Genomic DNA, 18,639 nt, shown 5'->3' with positions numbered 1-18,639 from the left:
CGTTTCTGCAGTTGCATAATGTGCGCGCCAAATCCGGCGGGAGTGTCCCGCCGCACCGAGACATGATTTTGGAGGACTTGAGATGACGAATGTAGTGATCGCCTCGGCCGCGCGGACCGCGGTCGGCAGCTTTAGCGGCAGCTTTGCCAACACCCCCGCCCACGACCTCGGCGCCGCCGTTCTGGAAGAGATCGTCGCGCGTGCGGGGATCGAAAAGGGCGAAGTGTCCGAGACGATCCTCGGTCAGGTGCTGACCGCCGGTCAGGGCCAGAACCCGGCCCGTCAGGCCCATATCAATGCCGGCCTTCCGAAAGAAAGCGCCGCCTGGGGCATCAACCAGGTCTGCGGCTCGGGCCTTCGCGCCGTCGCACTGGGTGCACAGCACATCATGCTGGGCGATGCCGACATCGTCGCGGCGGGCGGTCAGGAAAACATGTCCATGAGCCCCCACGTGCAGAACCTGCGCGCCGGTCACAAGATGGGCGACCTCAAGTTCATCGACTCGATGATCAAGGACGGCCTCTGGGATGCGTTCAACGGCTACCACATGGGCCAGACCGCCGAAAACGTGGCCGAGCAGTGGCAGATCGGCCGTGAGCAGCAGGACGAGTTCGCGCTGGCCAGCCAGAACAAGGCCGAAGCCGCGCAGAAGGCCGGCAAGTTCGATGACGAAGTCATGGCCTTTACCGTCAAGACCCGGAAGGGCGATATCGTCGTGGACAAGGACGAATACATTCGGCACGGCGCGACCATCGAGAACATGCAGAAGCTGCGCCCCGCCTTCACCAAGGAAGGGTCCGTCACGGCTGGTAACGCGAGCGGCCTGAACGATGGTGCCGCAGGCGTCCTGCTGATGAGTGCCGAGAACGCCGAAAAGCGCGGGATCGAGCCGCTGGCCCGTATTGTGTCCTACGCCACTGCGGGTCTCGACCCGGCGGTAATGGGCGTTGGCCCCGTCTATGCCAGCCGCAAGGCTCTGGACAAGGCAGGCTGGAAGGTCACGGACCTCGATCTTGTCGAAGCCAACGAGGCGTTCGCGGCTCAGGCCTGCGCGGTGAACAAGGATATGGGCTGGGACCCCGAGATCGTGAACGTGAACGGCGGCGCCATCGCCATCGGCCACCCGATCGGCGCGTCCGGTGCGCGTGTCCTGAACACGCTTCTCTTCGAGATGAAGCGGCGCGGTGCCAAGAAAGGCCTCGCCACGCTCTGCATCGGCGGCGGCATGGGCGTCGCGATGTGCGTCGAGCGCGATTGATCCTGTTGCGCCCAGCTATCGCTGGTCGCGGTGAAGAGGGGGCTCTGCCCCCTCTTTGCATTTCATGCAAATTCACCCCCGGAGTATTTTCGCCAAGAAGAATGCACGGGAGTGTTCTGGCAGGATGACTCTGACTTTCGACCAGATCGTGTTCTCGGGCGGAGGCCTGCGCTGCTTCTGGCAGGGCGGCTTCATGGAGGAGCTCGGACGGCATGTCTCGCTCTCGCCCAAGAGGGTGACGGGCGTGTCCGGCGGGGCGCTGGCCGGCGCGGCCTGGCTGGGCGGAGCAGAGAGAACGCTTCTCGACTGCATGCGCGCCGCCTTCGAGGAGGAGGCCTATAACGCCACCCTTGAGGACATGCTGAACGACGAGGATGGCAGGACGCCCCATCAGCGCGTCTATGACGAGGTCGTCCACAAGGTACTCGACGAAACCGCGCAGGCCCGGATCGCGGATGGCCCCGCCTTTCAGATCCTGATCGGATATGCGCCGAGCGCGCGTCTGTCCGGGCTGACCGGAGCAGCCATGACCGTGGCCTATGAGGCCGAGCTTCACGTGGTGAACTCGCCGCATTTCAACTGGGCCGAAACAGCAGGCATGGGATCGGAGCTTGTCGATGCGCGCGCGGCGGCGCGGGGCGGCGAACTGGCCGATCTGGTTTGTGCTGCGGCGACCATTCCCCCGCTTTTCCAAACGCCGGAATGGCACGGAAAACCGGTTATCGACGGCGGCATGGCAGATCAGGCACCGATGCCGGACCCCAATGAGGGCTCGACTCTGGTGCTTTTGACGCGACAATATCGCCGGTTGCCCGGAATCGCGTCGCGACGGTATGTGGCGCCATCGAAAGAGACACCTGCGGACAAGATCGACTTCACCGATCCCGACAAGCTGACAGCGACATGGGATCTGGGACGAGACGACGGAGCCGCATTCATACGGGACACCCAGAGGTCCAAGGAGGAATAGATGGGACGTGTTGCAGTAGTGACCGGTGGCAGCCGGGGTATTGGTGAAGCCATTTCGAAGGCACTCAAGGCCGAGGGCTATGAGGTCGCCGCGACCTATGCCGGCAATGACGAGAAGGCCGCCGCCTTCACCGAAGAGACCGGGATCAAGACCTACAAGTGGAACGTCGGCGATTACGAGGAATCGAAAGCCGGTCTGGCACAGATCGAAGCCGACCTCGGCCCGATCGACGTGGTCGTGGCAAACGCGGGCATCACGCGCGACGCCTTCTTCCACAAGATGACGCCCGAGCAGTGGAAAGAGGTGATCGACACCAACCTCACCGGCGTATTCAACACCATCCACCCGGTCTGGGGCGGGATGCGCGACCGTGGCTTCGGCCGGGTCATCGTGATCTCGTCGATCAACGGTCAGAAGGGCCAGGCCGGTCAGGTGAACTATGCCGCGACCAAAGCGGGCGACCTGGGCATCGTGAAGTCGCTGGCGCAGGAAGGCGCGGCGAAGGGCATCACCGCCAACGCCATCTGCCCCGGTTACATCGGCACCGAAATGGTTCGCGCGATCCCGGAAAAGGTTCTGAACGAGCGCATCATCCCGCAGATCCCGGCTGGCCGTCTCGGCGAACCGGAAGAAATCGCGCGTTGCGTCGTGTTTCTGGCATCCGACGATGCGGGCTTCATCAACGGCTCGACGATCTCGGCCAACGGGGCACAGTTCTTCGTCTGATCCCCGATCAATGGCGATAAAAAGGGCCGGTCCAGCGACCGGCCCTTTTCATGTCCGTGACTGCGCTTGCAACGATCAGTGACGGGACGAAAACAGCTTCCGGACAAAACCGGTGAGGGCTGCACCACGCTCGGCATGGGCGTTACGGATCGCGTCGCGGGTACGGGCATTTGCGGTGGATTCGAACATCTGGCGTTCCTTCAAATCAGCATTTCTATTCTGATCCCTATATGCGCCCTGATATGCTTTCCCACAAACGAGACTTTACCAGCTTTCAGATAAGTAATATTTAACTGATATGAATGATCGCCTGCCTCCGCTGACTGCACTGCGTGCATTTGATGCCGCCGCTCGACACATGTCGTTTCAGAAAGCGGCAGAGGAGTTGAACGTCACGCCGGCCGCTCTGTCCTTTCAAATCAAGTCGCTTGAGGAGCATCTCGGAGCGTCGGTCTTTCGTCGCCTGAACCGGGCTGTGGAACTGACCGAGGCGGGACGGATGCTGGCCCCCGGTACGCGGGACGCCTTCGCGGCGCTCAGCGCGGCTTGGCGAACGACGCGGCGCGCTGCGGATAACTCGGTCGTGACGGTGACCGCCGGACCGGCGATCACGGCGAAGTGGCTGGCCCCGAGGCTTTTCGCCTTCGCGACGGCCCATCCCGATATCGAATTGAGATTCACAGCAACGCTCAGGCTACTGGATTTCTTGCGTGACGACGTCGATGTGGCCATCCGCTTCGGGCTGGGACAGGGCGATGACGGGCTGTTTTCGAAACCTATCATCCGGGAATGGCTGACACCGATGACCACTCCAGAGGTCGCGCGCTCGCTGAAATCGCCGGAAGATCTGCTCTCAGTAACGCTGCTTCACCAAGACGATACGGCGTTTCTGAGACCATCGGTACAGTGGCCGACATGGTTCCGCGCTGCGGGACTCGACGCCCCACCATCAGGCGGGCCGCGCTTCAGTCAGGCGGACCATGCGATCGACTCGGCATTGACGGGCGGCGGAGTGATCTTGGGGCGCGTGTCGCTTGCGGCACGCGATCTTCTGGAAGGGAGGTTGGTTATGCCCTTCGATCTGTCGATCACGACGGAAGCACATTATCGGCTTCTCTGCCCCGCGGGGGCCGAGACGCGGCCTCATATCAAGGCCTTTCTCGACTGGATCGAAGGCGAAGTCGCCGAGTTTCAGAAGCTGGATATCGGCCGCCGTTTCATCACGGCGGCCGAGGCCGAAACCATGTCAGGCGTGAGCTGACTGGGTCAGGCGCGCGATCTCTTCCTTGATCTTCAGTTTCTGCTTTTTGAGGGACGTGAGAGTCAGGTCATCCACAGCCGGGCTTCTTTGAGCCTCTTCCACCTGCATCTCGAGAGAATGATGTTTCTTCCGGAGTTCCTGCACATGCGAACTCAAGCTCATCGTCGTCCTCCTATATTGGTGCTGTCCTTTCAGTCGATCACGAAAGTCGATTCGTGTCACGCGCCTTGGACAATGAGGCGTGAGAATGATCGTAGGCCGCCGAAAGCTAAGGATTCCTTAATCCGCAAGCGGCAGGGGCGCACCCTCACGCAGTACCGCGCGCGCCTCAGGCGCGTAATCGTCCCCGTCGCGCAGATGCGCCGCGCCTTCGTGCATGACGAAGGGGAAGGCGATGCGGGCTGCTGCCCTGCTACCCTTCCGGCCCGTGACGATGACCAGACTGGCATCGCGACCCTGTCGGGCGCAGATTGGCAGGACCGTTATGTCGCCAAGCCTAGCCGCAAGTCCGGTCAGAATGTCCGGCAGTCGGCCGGCATGCTGGATCACGCTCAGGCGACCTCGCGGGCCCAGCCGCCGGAGAGACGCATCGAGCCAGTCGGAAAGGGGCACCGTCTCTCCTCGCCCCGCCTCCTTGTCCTCGCGACCGGCCGGTGAGCCTTTGGCGCGATCGAAGAAGGGCGGGTTTGTGATCACATGGTCGAATGACCGCTCCCTGACATCCTTCGGGAGATTCAGAAGATCAGCGACGACGATCTCGGCCGGGATATCGTTACGGCGGGCATTCTCAAGGGCGAGCGCCGCCAGACGCTCGTGACGTTCCACTCCCAAAAGGTCGAGGCCGGGCACCCGCCGTCCGAGGCAGAGCATTGCCGCCCCAACGCCGCAGCCAATATCGAGGACGCTTTCACCCGCTCGGGCGGGCACAGCCGCGGCAAGCAGAACGGGATCGACCCCTGCCCGGTACCCCGCCTTCGGCTGCAAGAGCCTCAGCCGCCCTCCCAGAAAGCCATCGTCGGTGGTGTCCGTCATCGGCCCGTGGGGATATCGTTGTCCGTCAACACCGCGCTGGCGCGGAAGTGGTCAGCGTCGCGCACCATAAGGCGGCGCGGCAATATGCCGATGGAGCCTTCGAGGACGCTCATGTGGACGTCCATCTGAAACACCTCTATACCCTCGCCTTCAAGAAGGGCCGAGGCAAAGGCGATCACGGTCGGGTCGTTGCTGCGTATAAGCTCTTTCATCAAATCGGACTTAAGGGCAGACACGCCCCAATGTCGAGCGACCTGACGAGCCTGTGATGAGCCTGGACCAAGCCAAGACCGACAAGCCCCACGAACGCCTTGCCGCGATGTTGGAAGACGATATGGCGCGGGTGAACGGCCTGATCCGCGAGCGGATGGCCTCGGAACACGCACCGCGCATTCCGGAGGTGACGGCGCATCTGGTCGAAGCCGGAGGCAAACGGCTGCGCCCGATGCTGACGCTCGCTGCCGCGCGGCTCTGCGGTTATGAGGGCGACAACCACGTCCGGCTTGCCGCCACGGTCGAGTTCATACACACCGCGACGCTGCTCCATGACGATGTCGTCGACGAAAGCGATCAGCGACGCGGTCGTCCCACGGCGAACCTGCTCTGGGACAACAAGTCCTCTGTGCTGGTAGGGGACTACCTGTTCGCCCGCTCGTTCCAGTTGATGACGGATACCGGGTCTCTGGACGTCCTGCGCATCCTCAGCAACGCCGCAGCGACCATCGCCGAGGGCGAGGTGCTGCAACTGACTGCTGCGGCGAACCTTGCGACGACGGAAGAGATTTACCTGCAGGTCGTGCGCGGCAAGACAGCTGCGCTCTTCGCAGCCGCCACCGAGGTGGGCGGCGTGATCGCGGACCGGCCTGACGACGAGGTCGACGCGCTTCGTACCTATGGTGACGCTCTCGGTATCGCGTTCCAGATGGCCGACGATCTGCTGGACGTCGCAGGCGACGCGGCAGAGACCGGCAAGAACGTGGGCGACGATTTCCGTGAGCGAAAGCTGACGATGCCGATCATCAAGACCATTGCGGCGGCGGACGAGGACGAACGCGCCTTCTGGGTCCGGACCATCGAGAAGGGCCGGCAGGAGGAGAGCGATCTGGAAACCGCACTCGAGCTGATCCGCAAGCATGGCGCGATAGAGGCGACCCGGAGAGAGGCGCTTGGCTGGTCCGAGACCGCGAAGAACGCGATGCGGCGCCTGCCCGAGCACGAGCTGCGACAGATACTGATCGACCTTGCGGATTACGTTGTGGCGCGGATCAGCTGATCGCGACCACGGCCCACCAGTCAGGATGCGCGTCGCGGATGGCGGCGACAGCATCGGAAGCCTGATCGTCCTCATCGAAGAGGGCGAAACATGTAGCCCCGGACCCCGACATGCGCGCGATCCTGCATCCAGTTTCGGCGCGCAGCGCATCGAGCACGTCCAGGATGACCGGCTCCAACTCTATTGCGGGCGCTTCCAGGTCGTTGCGCTGATGTCCCAGCCAGTCCGGAAACTCGTTGTAGGTATCCTCAAGGATGTCATCCGGCATCGGCTCGTTCGTTTTCCGCGCCAGTCTTCGGAATACTTCGGGCGTTGAGACTGAGACGCCGGGGTTGACCAGAACCATGGGCCAACCCATTCGGCTTTCGGTGATATACGCGAGGTCGTCGCCAATACCGCGCATTCGCACCTGGCCGCGCATAAGACAGACCGGCACGTCGGCACCCAAAGTCAGCACGGCGTCCCGGTCGGGCACGGGAATATTGTAGAGATCGGTTAACGCCATGAGCGTGGCAGCGGCGTCGGAAGAGCCTCCCCCGATCCCCGCGGCGGCGGGAAGGTTCTTCTCAAGCGTGATGTGTGCCGAAACGCCAAGAAGCTCTGCGGCACGCAGTACGAGGTTATCCGCGCCTGTCGGGATAGCTTTGGCGAAGGGGCCCGTGACGGATAGCGACGTCTCGTCCGCCTTCGCGACGGTCACACGGTCGCCGATGTCCGCAAAACAAACATAGGAATCGAGCAGATGATAACCGTCAGGCCGCTGGCCGGTGACATGGAGGCTCAGATTGACCTTCGCCGGGGCGAAGACTTCAACCATCGTCGTTCGCAACCTCGAGCGGCGGTGCCCCCTCTTCTTCAAGGACGGCGTCCAGACCGATTTCCAGCTTGCGGCGAATACGGTCCGGGTCGGCATCACTCGAGCCGTCCTCGTCAATGAAGGACAGGGCGCGGTGCCACTGGAACTCGGCCTCGCGCTCGCGGCCCACGGCCCAATAGACATCGCCCAGGTGATCGTTGACCACGGGATCGACCGGCATAAGCTCGACAGCGCGCTCCATGTGTCCGACCGCCTCTTCATAGCGGCCGAGGCGGTAGAGACCCCAGCCGAGGCTGTCGACGATGTAACCCGAGTCCGGGCGCAGCGCGACAGCGCGCTCGATCAGGTCCAGCGCCTCTTCCATGTTGGTCTGCATCTCAAGGAACGAATAGCCGAGATAGTTCAGCACCTGCGGCTGCTCGGGGCGAAGTTCCAGCGCCTTGCGGAAGTCGGCTTCGGCCTGCGGCCAGTTGTCGGTCCGCTCATGGGCAATGCCGCGGGCGAAGAACATCACCCAGTGCTGCTCTTCGGGCGTCTCGATCAGGCTGAGTGCGCGGTCATACGCGGGGATCGCCTCATCGTAACGGTCGAGACCACGGAGCGTGTCGCCCAGAGTGACGTGGACCAGAGGCAGATCGCCGTGGGACTTCTGAAGGCCACGCAGCACCTCGATGGCGGCTTCGGTGTTGCCCGACTGGCGGAGCGCAGCGGCGCGGCCCAGCTCGGCGGCGTGGAAGGACGGATCGTCAGCGGGGACCGAGTTATAGACCTCGGTCGCAAGGTCGTAGCGTTCGAGGTTTTCGAGCAATTCGGCGGTGAGCAGAAGCGCGTCCACATGGTCGGGGCGCAGGTGCAGCGTCATCCGCCCGTAAAGCAGCGTGTAGCTGTCCTGCGCCTCGCCTGCGAGGGCGTTGGCGATGGAGAAGTAGACTTCGGCCACGCCGTCAGCAGGGTTTTGCACGGTGTCGAAAGCAACGCTGTCACCCGCTTCCAGTGTGGACCGAAGCGCGACCAGCGTGGGGTCCGCCACCGAACCGAAGGTCTGATCGATCAGGTCGATCGCATCCTCGTTCCGCTCGAGCTGGGACAGGATTTGCGCATAAGCGATGATGCCCCGACGGGTCAGGCGCAGCATGGTCCCTGCCTCGCCCGCGAAAATCTCCGCCGCGCTCTCGAAATCTCCGACCGACGCCAGCGCAAGCGCCTTGTGATAGAGTCCGAAGGCTTCGACACCGGCGTTCGAGGCAACTTCGTCAAAGGCGTCGAGCGCCTCGCTCATCCGGCCTGCGCCCACTTCGGCCCAGGCTGCAATAAGCCCGTCGAAGAGCGGACCAACGGTTTGACCCGCCTGAAGGTCGGCAAGAAGGGAATCCCAGTTGCCGGTCTTCGCGTCATCGCCGAGGAGGATCAGTCCCGCGACCTGACTTTGGGCACCGGTCTGCATCATGCGGCGCGCGGCAGGCACCGCGCGTTCGGCATTTCCGATGCCGAGATACGCGGTCATCGCGTTTTCGAGAAGCGCAGGATTTGCCGGATCGCGGGCCAGCGCGCGGCTGTAGTATTCGGCGGCCTCGGCAAAGTCGTTCGCGATGATCGCCGAGCGCGCAGCCAGATAGCTGCCCGAATTGTCTGCCGTGGCGGGCAGAGCCACGCCAAGGGCCGTGACGAGGGTCAGAACGGTGCGAAGCGTCATCATGTGGCCTTTCCAAGCGGCGGTTGTCGAAAACCTAGTCCGCCCTTAGGGGCCGTGCAATGCGGGCGGGCGGATTTGCCGCCCGCACTGACAATCCCGTTACATATTCGGGTAATTGGGCCCGTCGCCGCCCTGCGGGACCGTCCAGTTGATGTTCTGGCTCGGATCCTTGATGTCGCAAGTCTTGCAGTGGACGCAGTTCTGGAAGTTGATCTGGAACTTCGTGTCGTCCCCCTCGCCCACGAACTCGTATACGCCCGCCGGGCAGTACCGCGCCGAGGGTCCGGCGTATTTCGGCAGGTTGACCGAAACCGGGATCGACGGGTCCTTGAGCTTGAGATGCGCGGGCTGGCTTTCCTCGTGGTTCGTCATCGAGAAGGACACATTGGTCAGCCGGTCGAAGGACAGCTTGCCGTCGGGCTTGGGGTAGTCGATGGGCTTGTGCTTCGACGCCTCCCCGGTGGCCGCCGCGTCGGTCTTGCCGTGGCCCATCGTTCCAAGAAGCGAGAACCCGAACGTATTCGTCCACATGTCGAACCCGCCCACGGCGAGCGAGGCCAGAAGCCCGCGCTTGGACCAGAGCGGCTTTACATTCCGCACCTTCTTCAGGTCGCGACCAATGGGGCCTTCCTTCAGCTCGGTGGTATAGCCGTCGAGGACATCGCCGTAGCGCCCGGTCTGAATGGCCGCGTAGGCGTGCTCGGCAGCCGCCTTGCCCGAGAGCATGGCGTTGTGGTTGCCCTTGATGCGCGGGAGGTTGACGAGACCCACGGAACAGCCAAGAAGCGCGCCGCCGGGGAATGCCGCCTCGGGCATGGACTGATAGCCGCCCTCGGTGATCGCACGTGCGCCATAGGCGATGCGCTTGCCGCCTTCGAGCAGCTTCGCGACCATCGGATGGTGCTTGAAGCGCTGGAATTCCATGTAGGGGAACAGGTGCGGGTTCTGGTAGTTCAGATGCACCACGAAGCCGACATAGACCTGATTGTTGTCGAGGTGGTAGATGAACGATCCGCCGCCGGCGTTGCTGCCAAGGGGCCAGCCCATCGTGTGGGTGACCGAGCCCTCGCGATGTTTGGCGGGGTCGATCTCCCAGATTTCCTTCATGCCAAGGCCGTATTTCTGCGGCTCGGAGTTCTTGTCGAGCTCGTATTTGGCGATCACCTCTTTCGAGAGCGATCCGCGTACGCCTTCGCCCAGGAAGACGTATTTGCCGAGAAGCTCCATCCCCGGCTCGTAGCCGTCGCCCGGCGTGCCATCGGCGTTTTTGCCGAACTCACCCGCGACGACGCCCTTCACTTCGCCGTTCTCGCCGTAGACCAGTTCCGAGCAGGCCATACCGGGGAAGATCTCGACGCCCATCTCCTCGGCCTGCTCCGCCATCCAGCGGCAGACATTGCCCATCGAGACGATGTAATTGCCGTGGTTGTTCATCAGGGGCGGCATCGGCCAGTTTGGGACGCGGATCTGACCCGCCTCGCCCAGCATGTAGAAGTTGTCGTCCTTGACCGGTACGTTCAGAGGAGCGCCCTTCTCCTTCCAGTCAGGGATCAGAGCATTCAGGCCGACCGGATCCAGAACGGCTCCCGAGAGGATATGCGCGCCGACCTCGGACCCTTTTTCCAGAACCACCACATTAAGGTCGGCATCCAGTTGCTTCAGTCTGATCGCCGCGGACAGGCCTGCCGGCCCCGCGCCCACGATCACGACGTCGTATTCCATGCTTTCGCGCTCGATCTCGGCCATGAGGGCCTCTCCCACAAGTGTTCCGCTTGGGGAGTGACTTATTCAGCCGGGGCGCGCGGGGTCAATTGCGACGGGGCGTCGTTTCGATCCGACGTGACGAGATTTCGCAGGAAACCGCGTTTCAGTGCCCAATGAAGCGCCAGAACCGCAGCGACCGAGAAATATCCGTCGATCGCATAGTGATAGCCGATCCAGACCGAGACGAAGAGCACGGCGGCGAAGAACGCCCATCCGATCAGGCCGAGGAAGCGGTGCTTCTCGCCAAGGTAGAGCGCTGTGACGGTCGCCATGGCGACATGGAGGCTGGGAAAGGCCGAGATGCCCGACCCGATGGCCTGCTGCTGTTCGGCAAAGGCGAGCCAGAGCTTTTCCTGCACATCTCCGAACCACGAGCCGGCGATCCCCGCCGCGGCGAGCCTTTCGTTCAGATCGACATACATTTCGGTTCCGAACAGACGGTCATAATAGACCGGGCCAGCCGACAGGCCGACCAGCGCCAGAATGTTGCCCAGCAGGATCCAGCAAAAGAAATAGAGGACGAGGTAATGCCTCTGCCGCGCCTCGCCGTCGCCCAGCAGAACCATGATCGCAGGCAGGTAAAAAGCGGGAATAGCCCACCAGAGACCGTAGGCAAGCGCCGAGTGATGAACGAAATCGGTCCAGCCGACCGCCTCGGTCGCGGCATGGGCAAAGCGCCAGGGATCGACCCCGAAGTGAATGGCGCGGTCAAGCGCCGCGAACAGCGGATCGGCGAAGAAAGGCGTCTGACCAAGCGCCTCAGCCAGAAGCGGCAGAAGTGTCTTGACCGACGAAAACCCGGACAGGAACAGGCAGCAGACCACGAGCGTCAGAAAGCCATTCGCGAGGCGCCGGACGAAGTCCTTCGGATCGGAGCTTGCGAACCAGGAACCGATCAGGATGGCAGCCGTTATGGGGAAAGCGATCTTGAAGACGCTGAACACATTCACCGTCAGGCCGAGGAAGGTCAGTCCCGTGACCGACGCATCCTGACGCAACAGAAAGTTGAGCGCCGTGGCGACGAGGAAATAGACAAGGGCCCAACGTATGAAAAAACGCATTTCCGCTCTCTTTTCCCCCGCTTTTTGGTAGGCGGAAGGCCACCGATCTCGCTATTGACTTTCGCCTGCCCGCTTGAATTAACGGCGGGGTGTTACCAAGCCGCTACGCGCAAGCTGAAAGGCTGATTCATGGAAAAGATACCACTGACCCGTGCGGGGCATGCGGCCCTGAACGAAGAACTGAAGAAGCTCAAATCTGAAGAACGTCCGGCGGTCATCCGGGCGATCGCGGAGGCGCGCGAACATGGCGACCTGAGCGAGAACGCCGAGTACCACGCCGCCCGCGAAAAGCAGAGCTTTATCGAGGGCCGCGTGAAGGAGCTGGAAGGCATCCTGTCGCTGGCCGAGGTCATCGACACGTCGAAACTGTCCGGCACGATCAAGTTCGGCGCCGTCGTGACGCTGGTCGACGAGGATACGGACGAGGAAAAGACCTACCAGATCGTGGGCGAACCCGAGGCCGACCTGGAAAAGGGCAAGCTCAACATCAAGTCGCCGCTGGCCCGCGCCCTGATCGGCAAGGATGAGGGCGATAGCGTCGAGGTCCGCACGCCCGGTGGCGAACGCGCCTACGAGATCCTGAAGATCGAGTATTCCTGAGAACGGGGGCCGCCCAGCCATGTCCGACACGCCGCCCAAGCCGCCGGTTGATCTGGGCATTTATAGCCGTTTGAACGCGCGGGCGGGGCTTGACGCCGCCGAACGGATCGCGCTGGCGCTGAGCGCCGTCTGGTTTCTTGGCTGTGCGGTGTTCCTGTTGTCTGTCGGTCTGGGGAACGGGACCGAACTGGGACCGCTCCGCTTTCTCGTCGCGGTTCTTGCCGTCGTCATGCCCGTGGCGCTGATCTGGATCGCCGCTATCGCGGTGAAGAGCGCCCGCGTGATGCGAGACGAGAGCGAACGGCTTCAGGCGTCCATGGACGCGATGCGGCAGCTCTATGTGGGTCAGGCCCAGATGGCGGCAACGGCCATGACACCCGGCGTCGAGCGCAAGATCGATGCGCTGACCGAGGCGCAGAAGCGGACGGAACATGCGCTGACCGAGTTCGTCTCGATCCGTTCAGGCGCGGAACAGCCAGCCCCGCAGCGCCCCGTGGCCGAGCCTCAGCGCAACCCGGTCCAGTCCGGAGGGGATCAGCCTGATCTGGCCCTTGGCACGCCCGCCGAAATCTTCGGGAACCCTGTCTCGACCGAGGATTTCATCGTCGCGCTGAACTTTCCCGAGACGGCCGAGGATCGCGCCGGATTCGACGCGCTTCGCCGTGCGCTGGCCGATCGCCGCGCCGCGCGGCTGATCACCGCCAGTCAGGACATCCTGACGCTTCTCAGCCAGGACGGCATCTACATGGACGACCTGACGCCCGACCGTGCCCGGCCCGAGGTCTGGCGCCGCTTCGCTGAAGGTGAGCGCGGGCGTGCCATTTCGGGGCTCGGCGGCGTGCGGGACCGGTCGAGCCTTGCGCTCAGCGCCGCGCGGATGCGGCAGGACTCGATCTTCCGGGATGCGGCGCACCACTTCCTGCGCACCTTCGATCAGACGCTGGCGCAAGTGATCGGAGGTCTGTCGGATCAGGAGGTCATCATGCTGACCAACACCCGCACGGCCCGCGCGTTCATGCTGCTGGGTCGTGTGGCGGGGATGTTCGACTAAGGTCAGAACGCCAGCAGGTCTTCCGGCTGATGCTCGTGAACGCAGGGGCCGTCGCAGTCGCAGCAGCCATGTGCGTGCCCCTCGCCCTCAAGATAGACCGCGTGCTCGTGGACCATGATCTGCGGCAGGTCGAAATCGGGATCGAGGTCAGGCAGGCCGTCGCTGTCGTCGGCATCGCCGGTCTCGTCTGGCACCCTGCCCGCGAAGGCCACTGCCGCACCCGTGGGGCCGCCGAAGAAGAAAGCGAAGAGCGCGCCCAGAAGGCCAAGCAACAATGCGCCGGCACCCCCGCCGCCGCCGTCATCGTCCGATGCACCGCTCGACACACTCAGCGGCGTGCTCGACTCCGGTTCTTCCGGACCGCTGCCATCGGTGCCGTAGAGGCTTTGAATGGCGGCGATGTCCTTGTCGCCCAGTTCGTCGACCCTGACGACGGGATTCATGATTTCGGTGTCGTCGAAAATATGACTCAGGCCGAGAATATGCCCGATTTCGTGCAGGGCGACCGCGAAAAAGTCCGAGCCAGGTCCCTCGCCATCGGGCGACCACAGGCGATCCCCGTCCATGGTGACGCGGCCTTCGTCGATGACACCGATATCGCCATAGTCGAAATAGCTGATCCAGGCGACGCCGGCCGCCGCCACATCATCCAGAACGCCTACGGAGAAGAAGACATCGGCGCTGCTCGCGTCGACCTCGATGAAGTCGACGGCGGCCACGTTTTCCCAAGCGGTAAAGGCCGCGTCCACTTCGGCTTCAAAGCTGGCGAAAGTATAGGGTGGCGAAAAGTCCAAGCCTGTCAGGTCGGCGCTCCAGCCGATCTGACCCGATGCAGTTCCTTCGACCGCGGGACCCCACTTGAGTGTGAGGTCAGACTCCTCGGACAGGCTCATACTCGTCTCTCAATGCTTCCGGCGCTGTAAATTCCGCCAGTTGCTTTCCTCGCTAAGGAAAGACTTTAGACAAAACAACGGCAAAAATGTGGCAGGTCCGAAGGCCCGGAAAGCTGACGCTTTTTGCACACAACGAAAAAGGGCGCCCCAATGGGACGCCCTTCTGGAAGTCGTTTGGGCCGTGGCCCTGTCTGAGGCGCGATCAGTTGCCGGTAGCGGACTGAACGTCGACGGTCACGCCGGGACCCATCGTCGAAGAAAGAGCGACTTTCTTCATGTAGGTGCCCTTGGCGCCGGTCGGCTTCGCCTTCGAGACGGCATCGACGAAGGCGAGCACGTTCTCGACCAGCTTGGCCTCGTCGAACGAGACCTTGCCGACGCCTGCGTGAACCACGCCGGCCTTTTCGGCCTTGAAGGTCACCTGACCGCCCTTGGCAGCCTTGACGGCATCCGCGACGTCCATGGTCACGGTGCCGACCTTGGGGTTCGGCATCAGGTTCCGGGGGCCAAGCACCTTACCCAGACGGCCGACGATCGGCATCATGTCCGGGGTCGCGATGCAGCGGTCGAAGTCGATCGTGCCACCCTGAATGGTTTCCATCAGGTCTTCGGCACCGACGATATCGGCGCCGGCTTCCTTGGCCTCGTCGGCCTTGGGGCCACGAGCGAAGACGGCGACGCGCACATCCTTGCCGGTGCCGTTCGGCAGCGTGACCGAACCGCGAACCATCTGGTCGGCGTGGCGCGGGTCGACGCCAAGGTTCATCGCGATCTCGACGGTTTCGTCGAATTTCGCATTGGCGTTCGCCTTGATCAGGCTGACGGCCTCGGCAACGGTCAGATTTTCCTTGCCGTTGAAAGCCTCGCGCGCGGCGCGGGTACGTTTTCCAAGCTTCGCCATGACTTACCCTTTCACCTCGATACCCATCGACTTCGCCGAGCCGAGGATGATCTTCATCGCCTGTTCGACGTCGTTCGCGTTGAGGTCCTTCATCTTGGCCTCGGCGATTTCGCGGAGCTGCTTGGTGGTGACGGTGCCAACCGTTTCACGGCTGGGGGCCTTGGCACCCGACTTCAGCTTGGCCGCCTTCTTCAGGAAATAAGACGCGGGCGGCGTCTTGATTTCCATCGAGAACGACTTGTCCTGATAGTAGGTGATGATGGTCGGGCAGGGTGCGCCCTGCTCCATCTCCTGCGTCTTGGCGTTGAACGCCTTGCAGAATTCCATGATGTTGATGCCGCGCTGACCCAGAGCCGGACCAACCGGCGGAGAGGGGTTCGCTTGACCGGCGGGCACCTGAAGCTTCAGCTGCCCCATGACTTTCTTAGCCATCGGTTTCTTCCTTTCTCAACACCCTCGGGACGCGTCCCTCGGGCTGTGGTTGATGTGGTCCGGTCCGACGATCGCGATCGCCTCGCCTCCCACATGAAGTGTCCCCATTGGGGACTGCGGGCACGTACACGGGACGTGCCAACATTTCAAGCCCTGACGGGCTGTCAGACCTGCTTCGAGACCTGACCGAATTCCAGTTCGACCGGCGTGGCGCGGCCGAAGATCGACACGGTCACCTTCAGGCGCTGGTTGTCGTCGTCGACCTCTTCCACGGTGCCGTCGAAGTCTTCGAACGGGCCGTCGTTGACCTTGACCTTCTCGCCCACCTCGAAGCTGATCAGCAGCTTCGGCGCGGCTTCGCCTTCCTCGACGCGGCCAAGGATCGCCTCGACCTCGGCGTCGCGCATGGGCATCGGGCGGCCTTGCGGGCCAAGGAAACCGGTGACGCGGTTGATCGAGTTAATCAGGTGATAGCCCTCGTCCGACATCTCCATCCGCACGAGCACGTAACCCGGCATGAAGCGGCGTTCGGCGGTGACCTTCTTGCCCCGGCGGATCTCGATGACCTCTTCGGTCGGGACCAGAACCTCTTCGATCTGGTCCTGAAGACCGGCATCCTCGACCGATTGGCGAATCTGCTCGGCGACCTTCTTCTCGAAGTTCGAAAGCACGCTCACGGAATACCAGCGCTTGGCCATCTTATGTCCGTCCTTCCCGGCTTGCGGGACGCTTGTCCCGGAAACAAAAGGGGCGTGCACCACGTGCACGCCTCGTTGCGGGTGACTTACCGCCAGACCCCCGTGAATTCAAGAGGGCTGACAGTGAAAAGCGCCGATCAGCCGAAGAAGGTCAGGATGCCCTGAAGCCCCTGGCGAATGATCCAGTCGACGAGAAAGAAGAACGCCGCAGTCACGATGGACAGAAGGAACACCATCGCCGACGTCAGAACGACCTCGCGACGGGTCGGCCAGACCACCTTGGCGATCTCGGCCCGGGTCTGCTGTACGAACTGAAGCGGGTTTGTCGCCATGCTTTCGTGTTCCTCTGCTCTCTCGGTGGTCAGATAGGCAGCCCATGCGGGCCGCACAACCTGTCACCGGTTCGGTCTGGCAGGGGCGGAGGGACTCGAACCCCCGACCCTCGGTTTTGGAGACCGATGCTCTACCAACTGAGCTACACCCCTAAGACCGAGCGCTTGGTTATTCGACGTGCCTGACGGAATCAAGCGCCGAATGAAGCCCATCAGGCCCGTGCCGCCGCAATCCGTCTCAGCGCCGCGATGTCGCCGCCGGCAATCTCGCTCTCGGCGGCGAGAATGTCCTCGATGGGCCAGTCCCACCAGGCGATGTCCAGAAGTCCGGCAATGCACGCCTCGTCAAAGCGGCGGCGGATCACGCGCGCCGGGTTGCCGCCCATGACGGCATAGGGCGGCACCTCGCCTTTCACGACCGCACCCGCGCCGATGATCGCGCCGCTGCCGATCCGGGCACCCGGCAGGATCATCGCCCCCGCGCCGATCCAGACGTCATTGCCGATCACGGTGTCGGGAAAGTTCTCGGGCGTCCACGACGGCAGGGACGGACGATCCCCGAAGCCGTCGAAGATGGCGAAAGGATAGGTCGAAATCCCGTCATAGCGGTGATTGGCCGAGGCGGTGACGAAGCGCACGCCATCCGCGATCTGGCAGAACCGTCCGATCCTCAGGCTTTCGGGCGTGCCGGGATGAAGCCACGGCGCAAGGCGCGCGGCCCAGTCCTCGGGCGGATCGAAGCTGGAGGCATAGGAATAATCCCCCACCTCCCAGTTCGGATGATCGATGACGGCTTTCAGAAAAACGGTGCCCTCGTGGGGCGTCCCGTCGGGCAGAATAAGGGGATGCCGGGTCTCCGGCAGGGGGAAGTGTGCAGGCATGGAACAGCTCTCGTCTGAGTTGGAAATTCAGGGTTCAGAGTTGCTGGTCCATGGCTCCCTCCATCGCGGATATCTGCGTTTAGCAAGTTTTCACTGGGAAATAAAGCCGACGGACACACGCCGTAGTCGCGCGGAGTTCATTGGCATGTGACCGCGCGCCTTGCCATGTTCGGAGAAGGCTCAAGCGGGAGAAGCGACATGACTGACACGGGAACGGAACGTCAGGGAATTGGCCGACGCGGCTTCATGACAGGCACTGCAGCCGCGGCTGTGGGTCTTGGAGCGGGCGCGGCAAAGGCCGCCGATCCGGGGGCCGGGTTCACTTATGAGGTCACAAGGTCCGAAGCCGAATGGCGCGCTATGCTGACAAAGGACGAATTCCACATACTTCGCATGGGCGGCACGGAGGCGCCTCAAAGCAGCCCTCTCTGGAAAGAAAATCGTCCGGGCACCTACTGCTGCAAAGGCTGCGATCTGACGATCTACAGAAGCCTACACAAACTGAAGCTCGACAAGGGCTGGGCGTTCTTCAGGCATTCCTATCCCGACACCGTTCTGACCGATCTGGACCTGATGGGCGGACGAATGGGCGATCCCTTTGCCGAAATCCGGGCGGCCATGGAGGTGCATTGCCGGCGCTGCGGCTCGCATCTGGGTCACATCGTGTCGCTGCCCGAAGTGCCGGACCGGCCGATCCACTGCATCAACGGCGCCGCACTTCGTTTCGAAGAAGCCAGCGCCTGACCTGTCCCTGAATGCGAAAAGGCCACCCGATGGGGTGGCCTTTCCCTGTGTCTGGTGGCTTGGCCTCTCGTCATTTCCTGCGGAAACGACTGTCACCCACCCGGTGCGTTCGCTTCGCGAGCCGCCCCGTTACTCGATGATTTTCGAGACGACGCCTGCGCCGACGGTGCGGCCGCCTTCGCGGATGGCGAAGCGGAGCTTTTCTTCCATCGCGATCGGCGCGATCAGCTCGACCGTGAACGACACGTTGTC

Annotated in this window: 22 protein-coding genes and 1 tRNA gene; 8 read left to right on the top strand and 15 right to left on the bottom strand. The window is 62.8% G+C overall.

The window, feature by feature from the left end:
- Nucleotides 1-82 precede the first annotated feature (82 nt).
- The 4 genes from GQ651_RS15675 (at nt 83) to GQ651_RS15660 (ending at nt 4,215) form a co-directional block, all read left to right on the top strand.
- The gene (locus GQ651_RS15675; RefSeq protein WP_160765221.1) at nt 83-1,258 is read left to right on the top strand and encodes an acetyl-CoA C-acetyltransferase; all 1,176 of its coding nucleotides are present in this window, start codon (nt 83-85) and stop codon (nt 1,256-1,258) included.
- 124 nt (nt 1,259-1,382) lie between these two features.
- The gene (locus tag GQ651_RS15670; protein ID WP_160765220.1) at nt 1,383-2,228 is read left to right on the top strand and encodes a patatin-like phospholipase family protein; all 846 of its coding nucleotides are present in this window, start codon (nt 1,383-1,385) and stop codon (nt 2,226-2,228) included.
- Entirely contained in the window at nt 2,229-2,954 is a 726-nt protein-coding gene (phbB, locus tag GQ651_RS15665; protein WP_160765219.1) for an acetoacetyl-CoA reductase, read from the top strand.
- 298 nt (nt 2,955-3,252) lie between these two features.
- Nucleotides 3,253-4,215 (top strand): transcriptional regulator GcvA, encoded by a 963-nt coding sequence (locus GQ651_RS15660; protein WP_160765218.1) that lies wholly within the window; start codon nt 3,253-3,255, stop codon nt 4,213-4,215.
- Here GQ651_RS15660 and GQ651_RS15655 read toward each other — a convergent pair.
- From GQ651_RS15655 to GQ651_RS15645, 3 genes are all read right to left on the bottom strand, one after another.
- Nucleotides 4,201-4,377 (bottom strand): YdcH family protein, encoded by a 177-nt coding sequence (locus GQ651_RS15655; protein ID WP_160765217.1) that lies wholly within the window; start codon nt 4,375-4,377, stop codon nt 4,201-4,203. The genes GQ651_RS15660 and GQ651_RS15655 overlap by 15 nt on opposite strands.
- 117 nt (nt 4,378-4,494) lie before the next feature.
- The gene (locus tag GQ651_RS15650) at nt 4,495-5,247 is read right to left on the bottom strand and encodes a tRNA1(Val) (adenine(37)-N6)-methyltransferase (RefSeq protein ID WP_160765216.1); all 753 of its coding nucleotides are present in this window, start codon (nt 5,245-5,247) and stop codon (nt 4,495-4,497) included.
- Nucleotides 5,244-5,459: a putative signal transducing protein gene (locus tag GQ651_RS15645; protein ID WP_160765215.1), complete on the bottom strand. Its 216-nt coding sequence runs from the start codon at nt 5,457-5,459 to the stop codon at nt 5,244-5,246. The genes GQ651_RS15650 and GQ651_RS15645 overlap by 4 nt, the downstream gene beginning before the upstream one ends.
- Nucleotides 5,460-5,515: 56 nt before the next feature.
- On the opposite strand from GQ651_RS15645, the gene GQ651_RS15640 reads away from it, so the two are divergent.
- Nucleotides 5,516-6,520 carry a polyprenyl synthetase family protein gene (locus GQ651_RS15640; RefSeq protein ID WP_160765214.1) on the top strand — a complete coding sequence of 335 codons (1,005 nt, stop codon included), beginning with the start codon at nt 5,516-5,518 and terminating at the stop codon, nt 6,518-6,520.
- On the opposite strand, the gene GQ651_RS15635 is transcribed toward GQ651_RS15640, so the two are convergent.
- The 4 genes from GQ651_RS15635 to GQ651_RS15620 all read right to left on the bottom strand — a co-directional run bounded on the left by GQ651_RS15635 (nt 6,513) and on the right by GQ651_RS15620 (nt 11,855).
- Entirely contained in the window at nt 6,513-7,337 is an 825-nt protein-coding gene (locus GQ651_RS15635; protein WP_160765213.1) for a 4-(cytidine 5'-diphospho)-2-C-methyl-D-erythritol kinase, read from the bottom strand. The two genes, GQ651_RS15640 and GQ651_RS15635, sit on opposite strands and share 8 nt — an antisense overlap.
- Nucleotides 7,330-9,030 carry a tetratricopeptide repeat protein gene (locus GQ651_RS15630; protein WP_160765212.1) on the bottom strand — a complete coding sequence of 567 codons (1,701 nt, stop codon included), beginning with the start codon at nt 9,028-9,030 and terminating at the stop codon, nt 7,330-7,332. The genes GQ651_RS15635 and GQ651_RS15630 overlap by 8 nt, the downstream gene beginning before the upstream one ends.
- A gap of 99 nt (nt 9,031-9,129) precedes the next feature.
- The gene (locus GQ651_RS15625; protein WP_160765211.1) at nt 9,130-10,776 is read right to left on the bottom strand and encodes an electron transfer flavoprotein-ubiquinone oxidoreductase; all 1,647 of its coding nucleotides are present in this window, start codon (nt 10,774-10,776) and stop codon (nt 9,130-9,132) included.
- 38 nt (nt 10,777-10,814) lie between these two features.
- Nucleotides 10,815-11,855, bottom strand: a complete 1,041-nt coding sequence (locus GQ651_RS15620; protein WP_160765210.1) for a phosphatase PAP2 family protein — start codon at nt 11,853-11,855, stop codon at nt 10,815-10,817.
- A gap of 129 nt (nt 11,856-11,984) precedes the next feature.
- On the opposite strand from GQ651_RS15620, the gene greA reads away from it, so the two are divergent.
- The gene (gene greA, locus GQ651_RS15615; RefSeq protein WP_160765209.1) at nt 11,985-12,455 is read left to right on the top strand and encodes a transcription elongation factor GreA; all 471 of its coding nucleotides are present in this window, start codon (nt 11,985-11,987) and stop codon (nt 12,453-12,455) included.
- A 19-nt stretch (nt 12,456-12,474) separates the two neighbouring features.
- A complete protein-coding gene (locus GQ651_RS15610; protein ID WP_160765208.1) occupies nt 12,475-13,506 on the top strand; it encodes a hypothetical protein in 1,032 nt (343 codons plus the stop codon).
- Between the two features lie 2 nt (nt 13,507-13,508).
- Here GQ651_RS15610 and GQ651_RS15605 read toward each other — a convergent pair whose 3' ends face one another.
- The 7 genes from GQ651_RS15605 to GQ651_RS15575 all read right to left on the bottom strand — a co-directional run bounded on the left by GQ651_RS15605 (nt 13,509) and on the right by GQ651_RS15575 (nt 17,643).
- Nucleotides 13,509-14,399, bottom strand: coding sequence for a matrixin family metalloprotease (locus GQ651_RS15605; RefSeq protein ID WP_160765207.1), 891 nt, complete (start codon nt 14,397-14,399; stop codon nt 13,509-13,511).
- 202 nt (nt 14,400-14,601) lie between these two features.
- Nucleotides 14,602-15,300 carry a 50S ribosomal protein L1 gene (gene rplA, locus GQ651_RS15600; RefSeq protein ID WP_160765206.1) on the bottom strand — a complete coding sequence of 233 codons (699 nt, stop codon included), beginning with the start codon at nt 15,298-15,300 and terminating at the stop codon, nt 14,602-14,604.
- Between the two features lie 3 nt (nt 15,301-15,303).
- Nucleotides 15,304-15,732, bottom strand: coding sequence for a 50S ribosomal protein L11 (gene rplK / locus GQ651_RS15595; RefSeq protein ID WP_160765205.1), 429 nt, complete (start codon nt 15,730-15,732; stop codon nt 15,304-15,306).
- Nucleotides 15,733-15,896: 164 nt separating this feature from the next.
- A complete protein-coding gene (nusG, locus tag GQ651_RS15590; protein WP_160765204.1) occupies nt 15,897-16,430 on the bottom strand; it encodes a transcription termination/antitermination protein NusG in 534 nt (177 codons plus the stop codon).
- Nucleotides 16,431-16,567: 137 nt separating this feature from the next.
- Nucleotides 16,568-16,762 carry a preprotein translocase subunit SecE gene (gene secE, locus GQ651_RS15585; RefSeq protein WP_160765203.1) on the bottom strand — a complete coding sequence of 65 codons (195 nt, stop codon included), beginning with the start codon at nt 16,760-16,762 and terminating at the stop codon, nt 16,568-16,570.
- A gap of 77 nt (nt 16,763-16,839) precedes the next feature.
- Nucleotides 16,840-16,915, bottom strand: a tRNA-Trp gene (locus tag GQ651_RS15580).
- A 59-nt stretch (nt 16,916-16,974) separates the two neighbouring features.
- Nucleotides 16,975-17,643: a CatB-related O-acetyltransferase gene (locus GQ651_RS15575; RefSeq protein ID WP_160765202.1), complete on the bottom strand. Its 669-nt coding sequence runs from the start codon at nt 17,641-17,643 to the stop codon at nt 16,975-16,977.
- 198 nt (nt 17,644-17,841) lie between these two features.
- On the opposite strand from GQ651_RS15575, the gene GQ651_RS15570 reads away from it, so the two are divergent.
- Nucleotides 17,842-18,387 (top strand): peptide-methionine (R)-S-oxide reductase, encoded by a 546-nt coding sequence (locus tag GQ651_RS15570; protein WP_160765201.1) that lies wholly within the window; start codon nt 17,842-17,844, stop codon nt 18,385-18,387.
- 129 nt (nt 18,388-18,516) lie between these two features.
- Here the strand turns inward: GQ651_RS15570 and GQ651_RS15565 are convergent.
- Nucleotides 18,517-18,639 (bottom strand): EF-Tu C-terminal domain-related protein (locus tag GQ651_RS15565; protein WP_455025969.1); only part of this gene is annotated, 123 nt, incomplete at its 5' end.

The sequence above is a fragment of the Kangsaoukella pontilimi genome, assembly GCF_009830125.1.
Classification (GTDB): domain Bacteria; phylum Pseudomonadota; class Alphaproteobacteria; order Rhodobacterales; family Rhodobacteraceae; genus Kangsaoukella; species Kangsaoukella pontilimi.
This window is presented reverse-complemented; position numbering and strand designations above follow the sequence as displayed.

Coding starts and splice junctions, on each gene's coding strand:
- GQ651_RS15675 (WP_160765221.1), top strand. CDS start 83: ATGACGAATGTAGTGATCGCCTCGGCCGCGCGGACCGCGGTCGGCAGC.
- GQ651_RS15670 (WP_160765220.1), top strand. CDS start 1,383: ATGACTCTGACTTTCGACCAGATCGTGTTCTCGGGCGGAGGCCTGCGC.
- phbB (WP_160765219.1), top strand. CDS start 2,229: ATGGGACGTGTTGCAGTAGTGACCGGTGGCAGCCGGGGTATTGGTGAA.
- GQ651_RS15660 (WP_160765218.1), top strand. CDS start 3,253: ATGAATGATCGCCTGCCTCCGCTGACTGCACTGCGTGCATTTGATGCC.
- GQ651_RS15655 (WP_160765217.1), bottom strand. CDS start 4,377: ATGAGCTTGAGTTCGCATGTGCAGGAACTCCGGAAGAAACATCATTCT.
- GQ651_RS15650 (WP_160765216.1), bottom strand. CDS start 5,247: ATGACGGACACCACCGACGATGGCTTTCTGGGAGGGCGGCTGAGGCTC.
- GQ651_RS15645 (WP_160765215.1), bottom strand. CDS start 5,459: ATGAAAGAGCTTATACGCAGCAACGACCCGACCGTGATCGCCTTTGCC.
- GQ651_RS15640 (WP_160765214.1), top strand. CDS start 5,516: ATGAGCCTGGACCAAGCCAAGACCGACAAGCCCCACGAACGCCTTGCC.
- GQ651_RS15635 (WP_160765213.1), bottom strand. CDS start 7,337: ATGGTTGAAGTCTTCGCCCCGGCGAAGGTCAATCTGAGCCTCCATGTC.
- GQ651_RS15630 (WP_160765212.1), bottom strand. CDS start 9,030: ATGACGCTTCGCACCGTTCTGACCCTCGTCACGGCCCTTGGCGTGGCT.
- GQ651_RS15625 (WP_160765211.1), bottom strand. CDS start 10,776: ATGGCCGAGATCGAGCGCGAAAGCATGGAATACGACGTCGTGATCGTG.
- GQ651_RS15620 (WP_160765210.1), bottom strand. CDS start 11,855: ATGCGTTTTTTCATACGTTGGGCCCTTGTCTATTTCCTCGTCGCCACG.
- greA (WP_160765209.1), top strand. CDS start 11,985: ATGGAAAAGATACCACTGACCCGTGCGGGGCATGCGGCCCTGAACGAA.
- GQ651_RS15610 (WP_160765208.1), top strand. CDS start 12,475: ATGTCCGACACGCCGCCCAAGCCGCCGGTTGATCTGGGCATTTATAGC.
- GQ651_RS15605 (WP_160765207.1), bottom strand. CDS start 14,399: ATGAGCCTGTCCGAGGAGTCTGACCTCACACTCAAGTGGGGTCCCGCG.
- rplA (WP_160765206.1), bottom strand. CDS start 15,300: ATGGCGAAGCTTGGAAAACGTACCCGCGCCGCGCGCGAGGCTTTCAAC.
- rplK (WP_160765205.1), bottom strand. CDS start 15,732: ATGGCTAAGAAAGTCATGGGGCAGCTGAAGCTTCAGGTGCCCGCCGGT.
- nusG (WP_160765204.1), bottom strand. CDS start 16,430: ATGGCCAAGCGCTGGTATTCCGTGAGCGTGCTTTCGAACTTCGAGAAG.
- secE (WP_160765203.1), bottom strand. CDS start 16,762: ATGGCGACAAACCCGCTTCAGTTCGTACAGCAGACCCGGGCCGAGATC.
- GQ651_RS15575 (WP_160765202.1), bottom strand. CDS start 17,643: ATGCCTGCACACTTCCCCCTGCCGGAGACCCGGCATCCCCTTATTCTG.
- GQ651_RS15570 (WP_160765201.1), top strand. CDS start 17,842: ATGACTGACACGGGAACGGAACGTCAGGGAATTGGCCGACGCGGCTTC.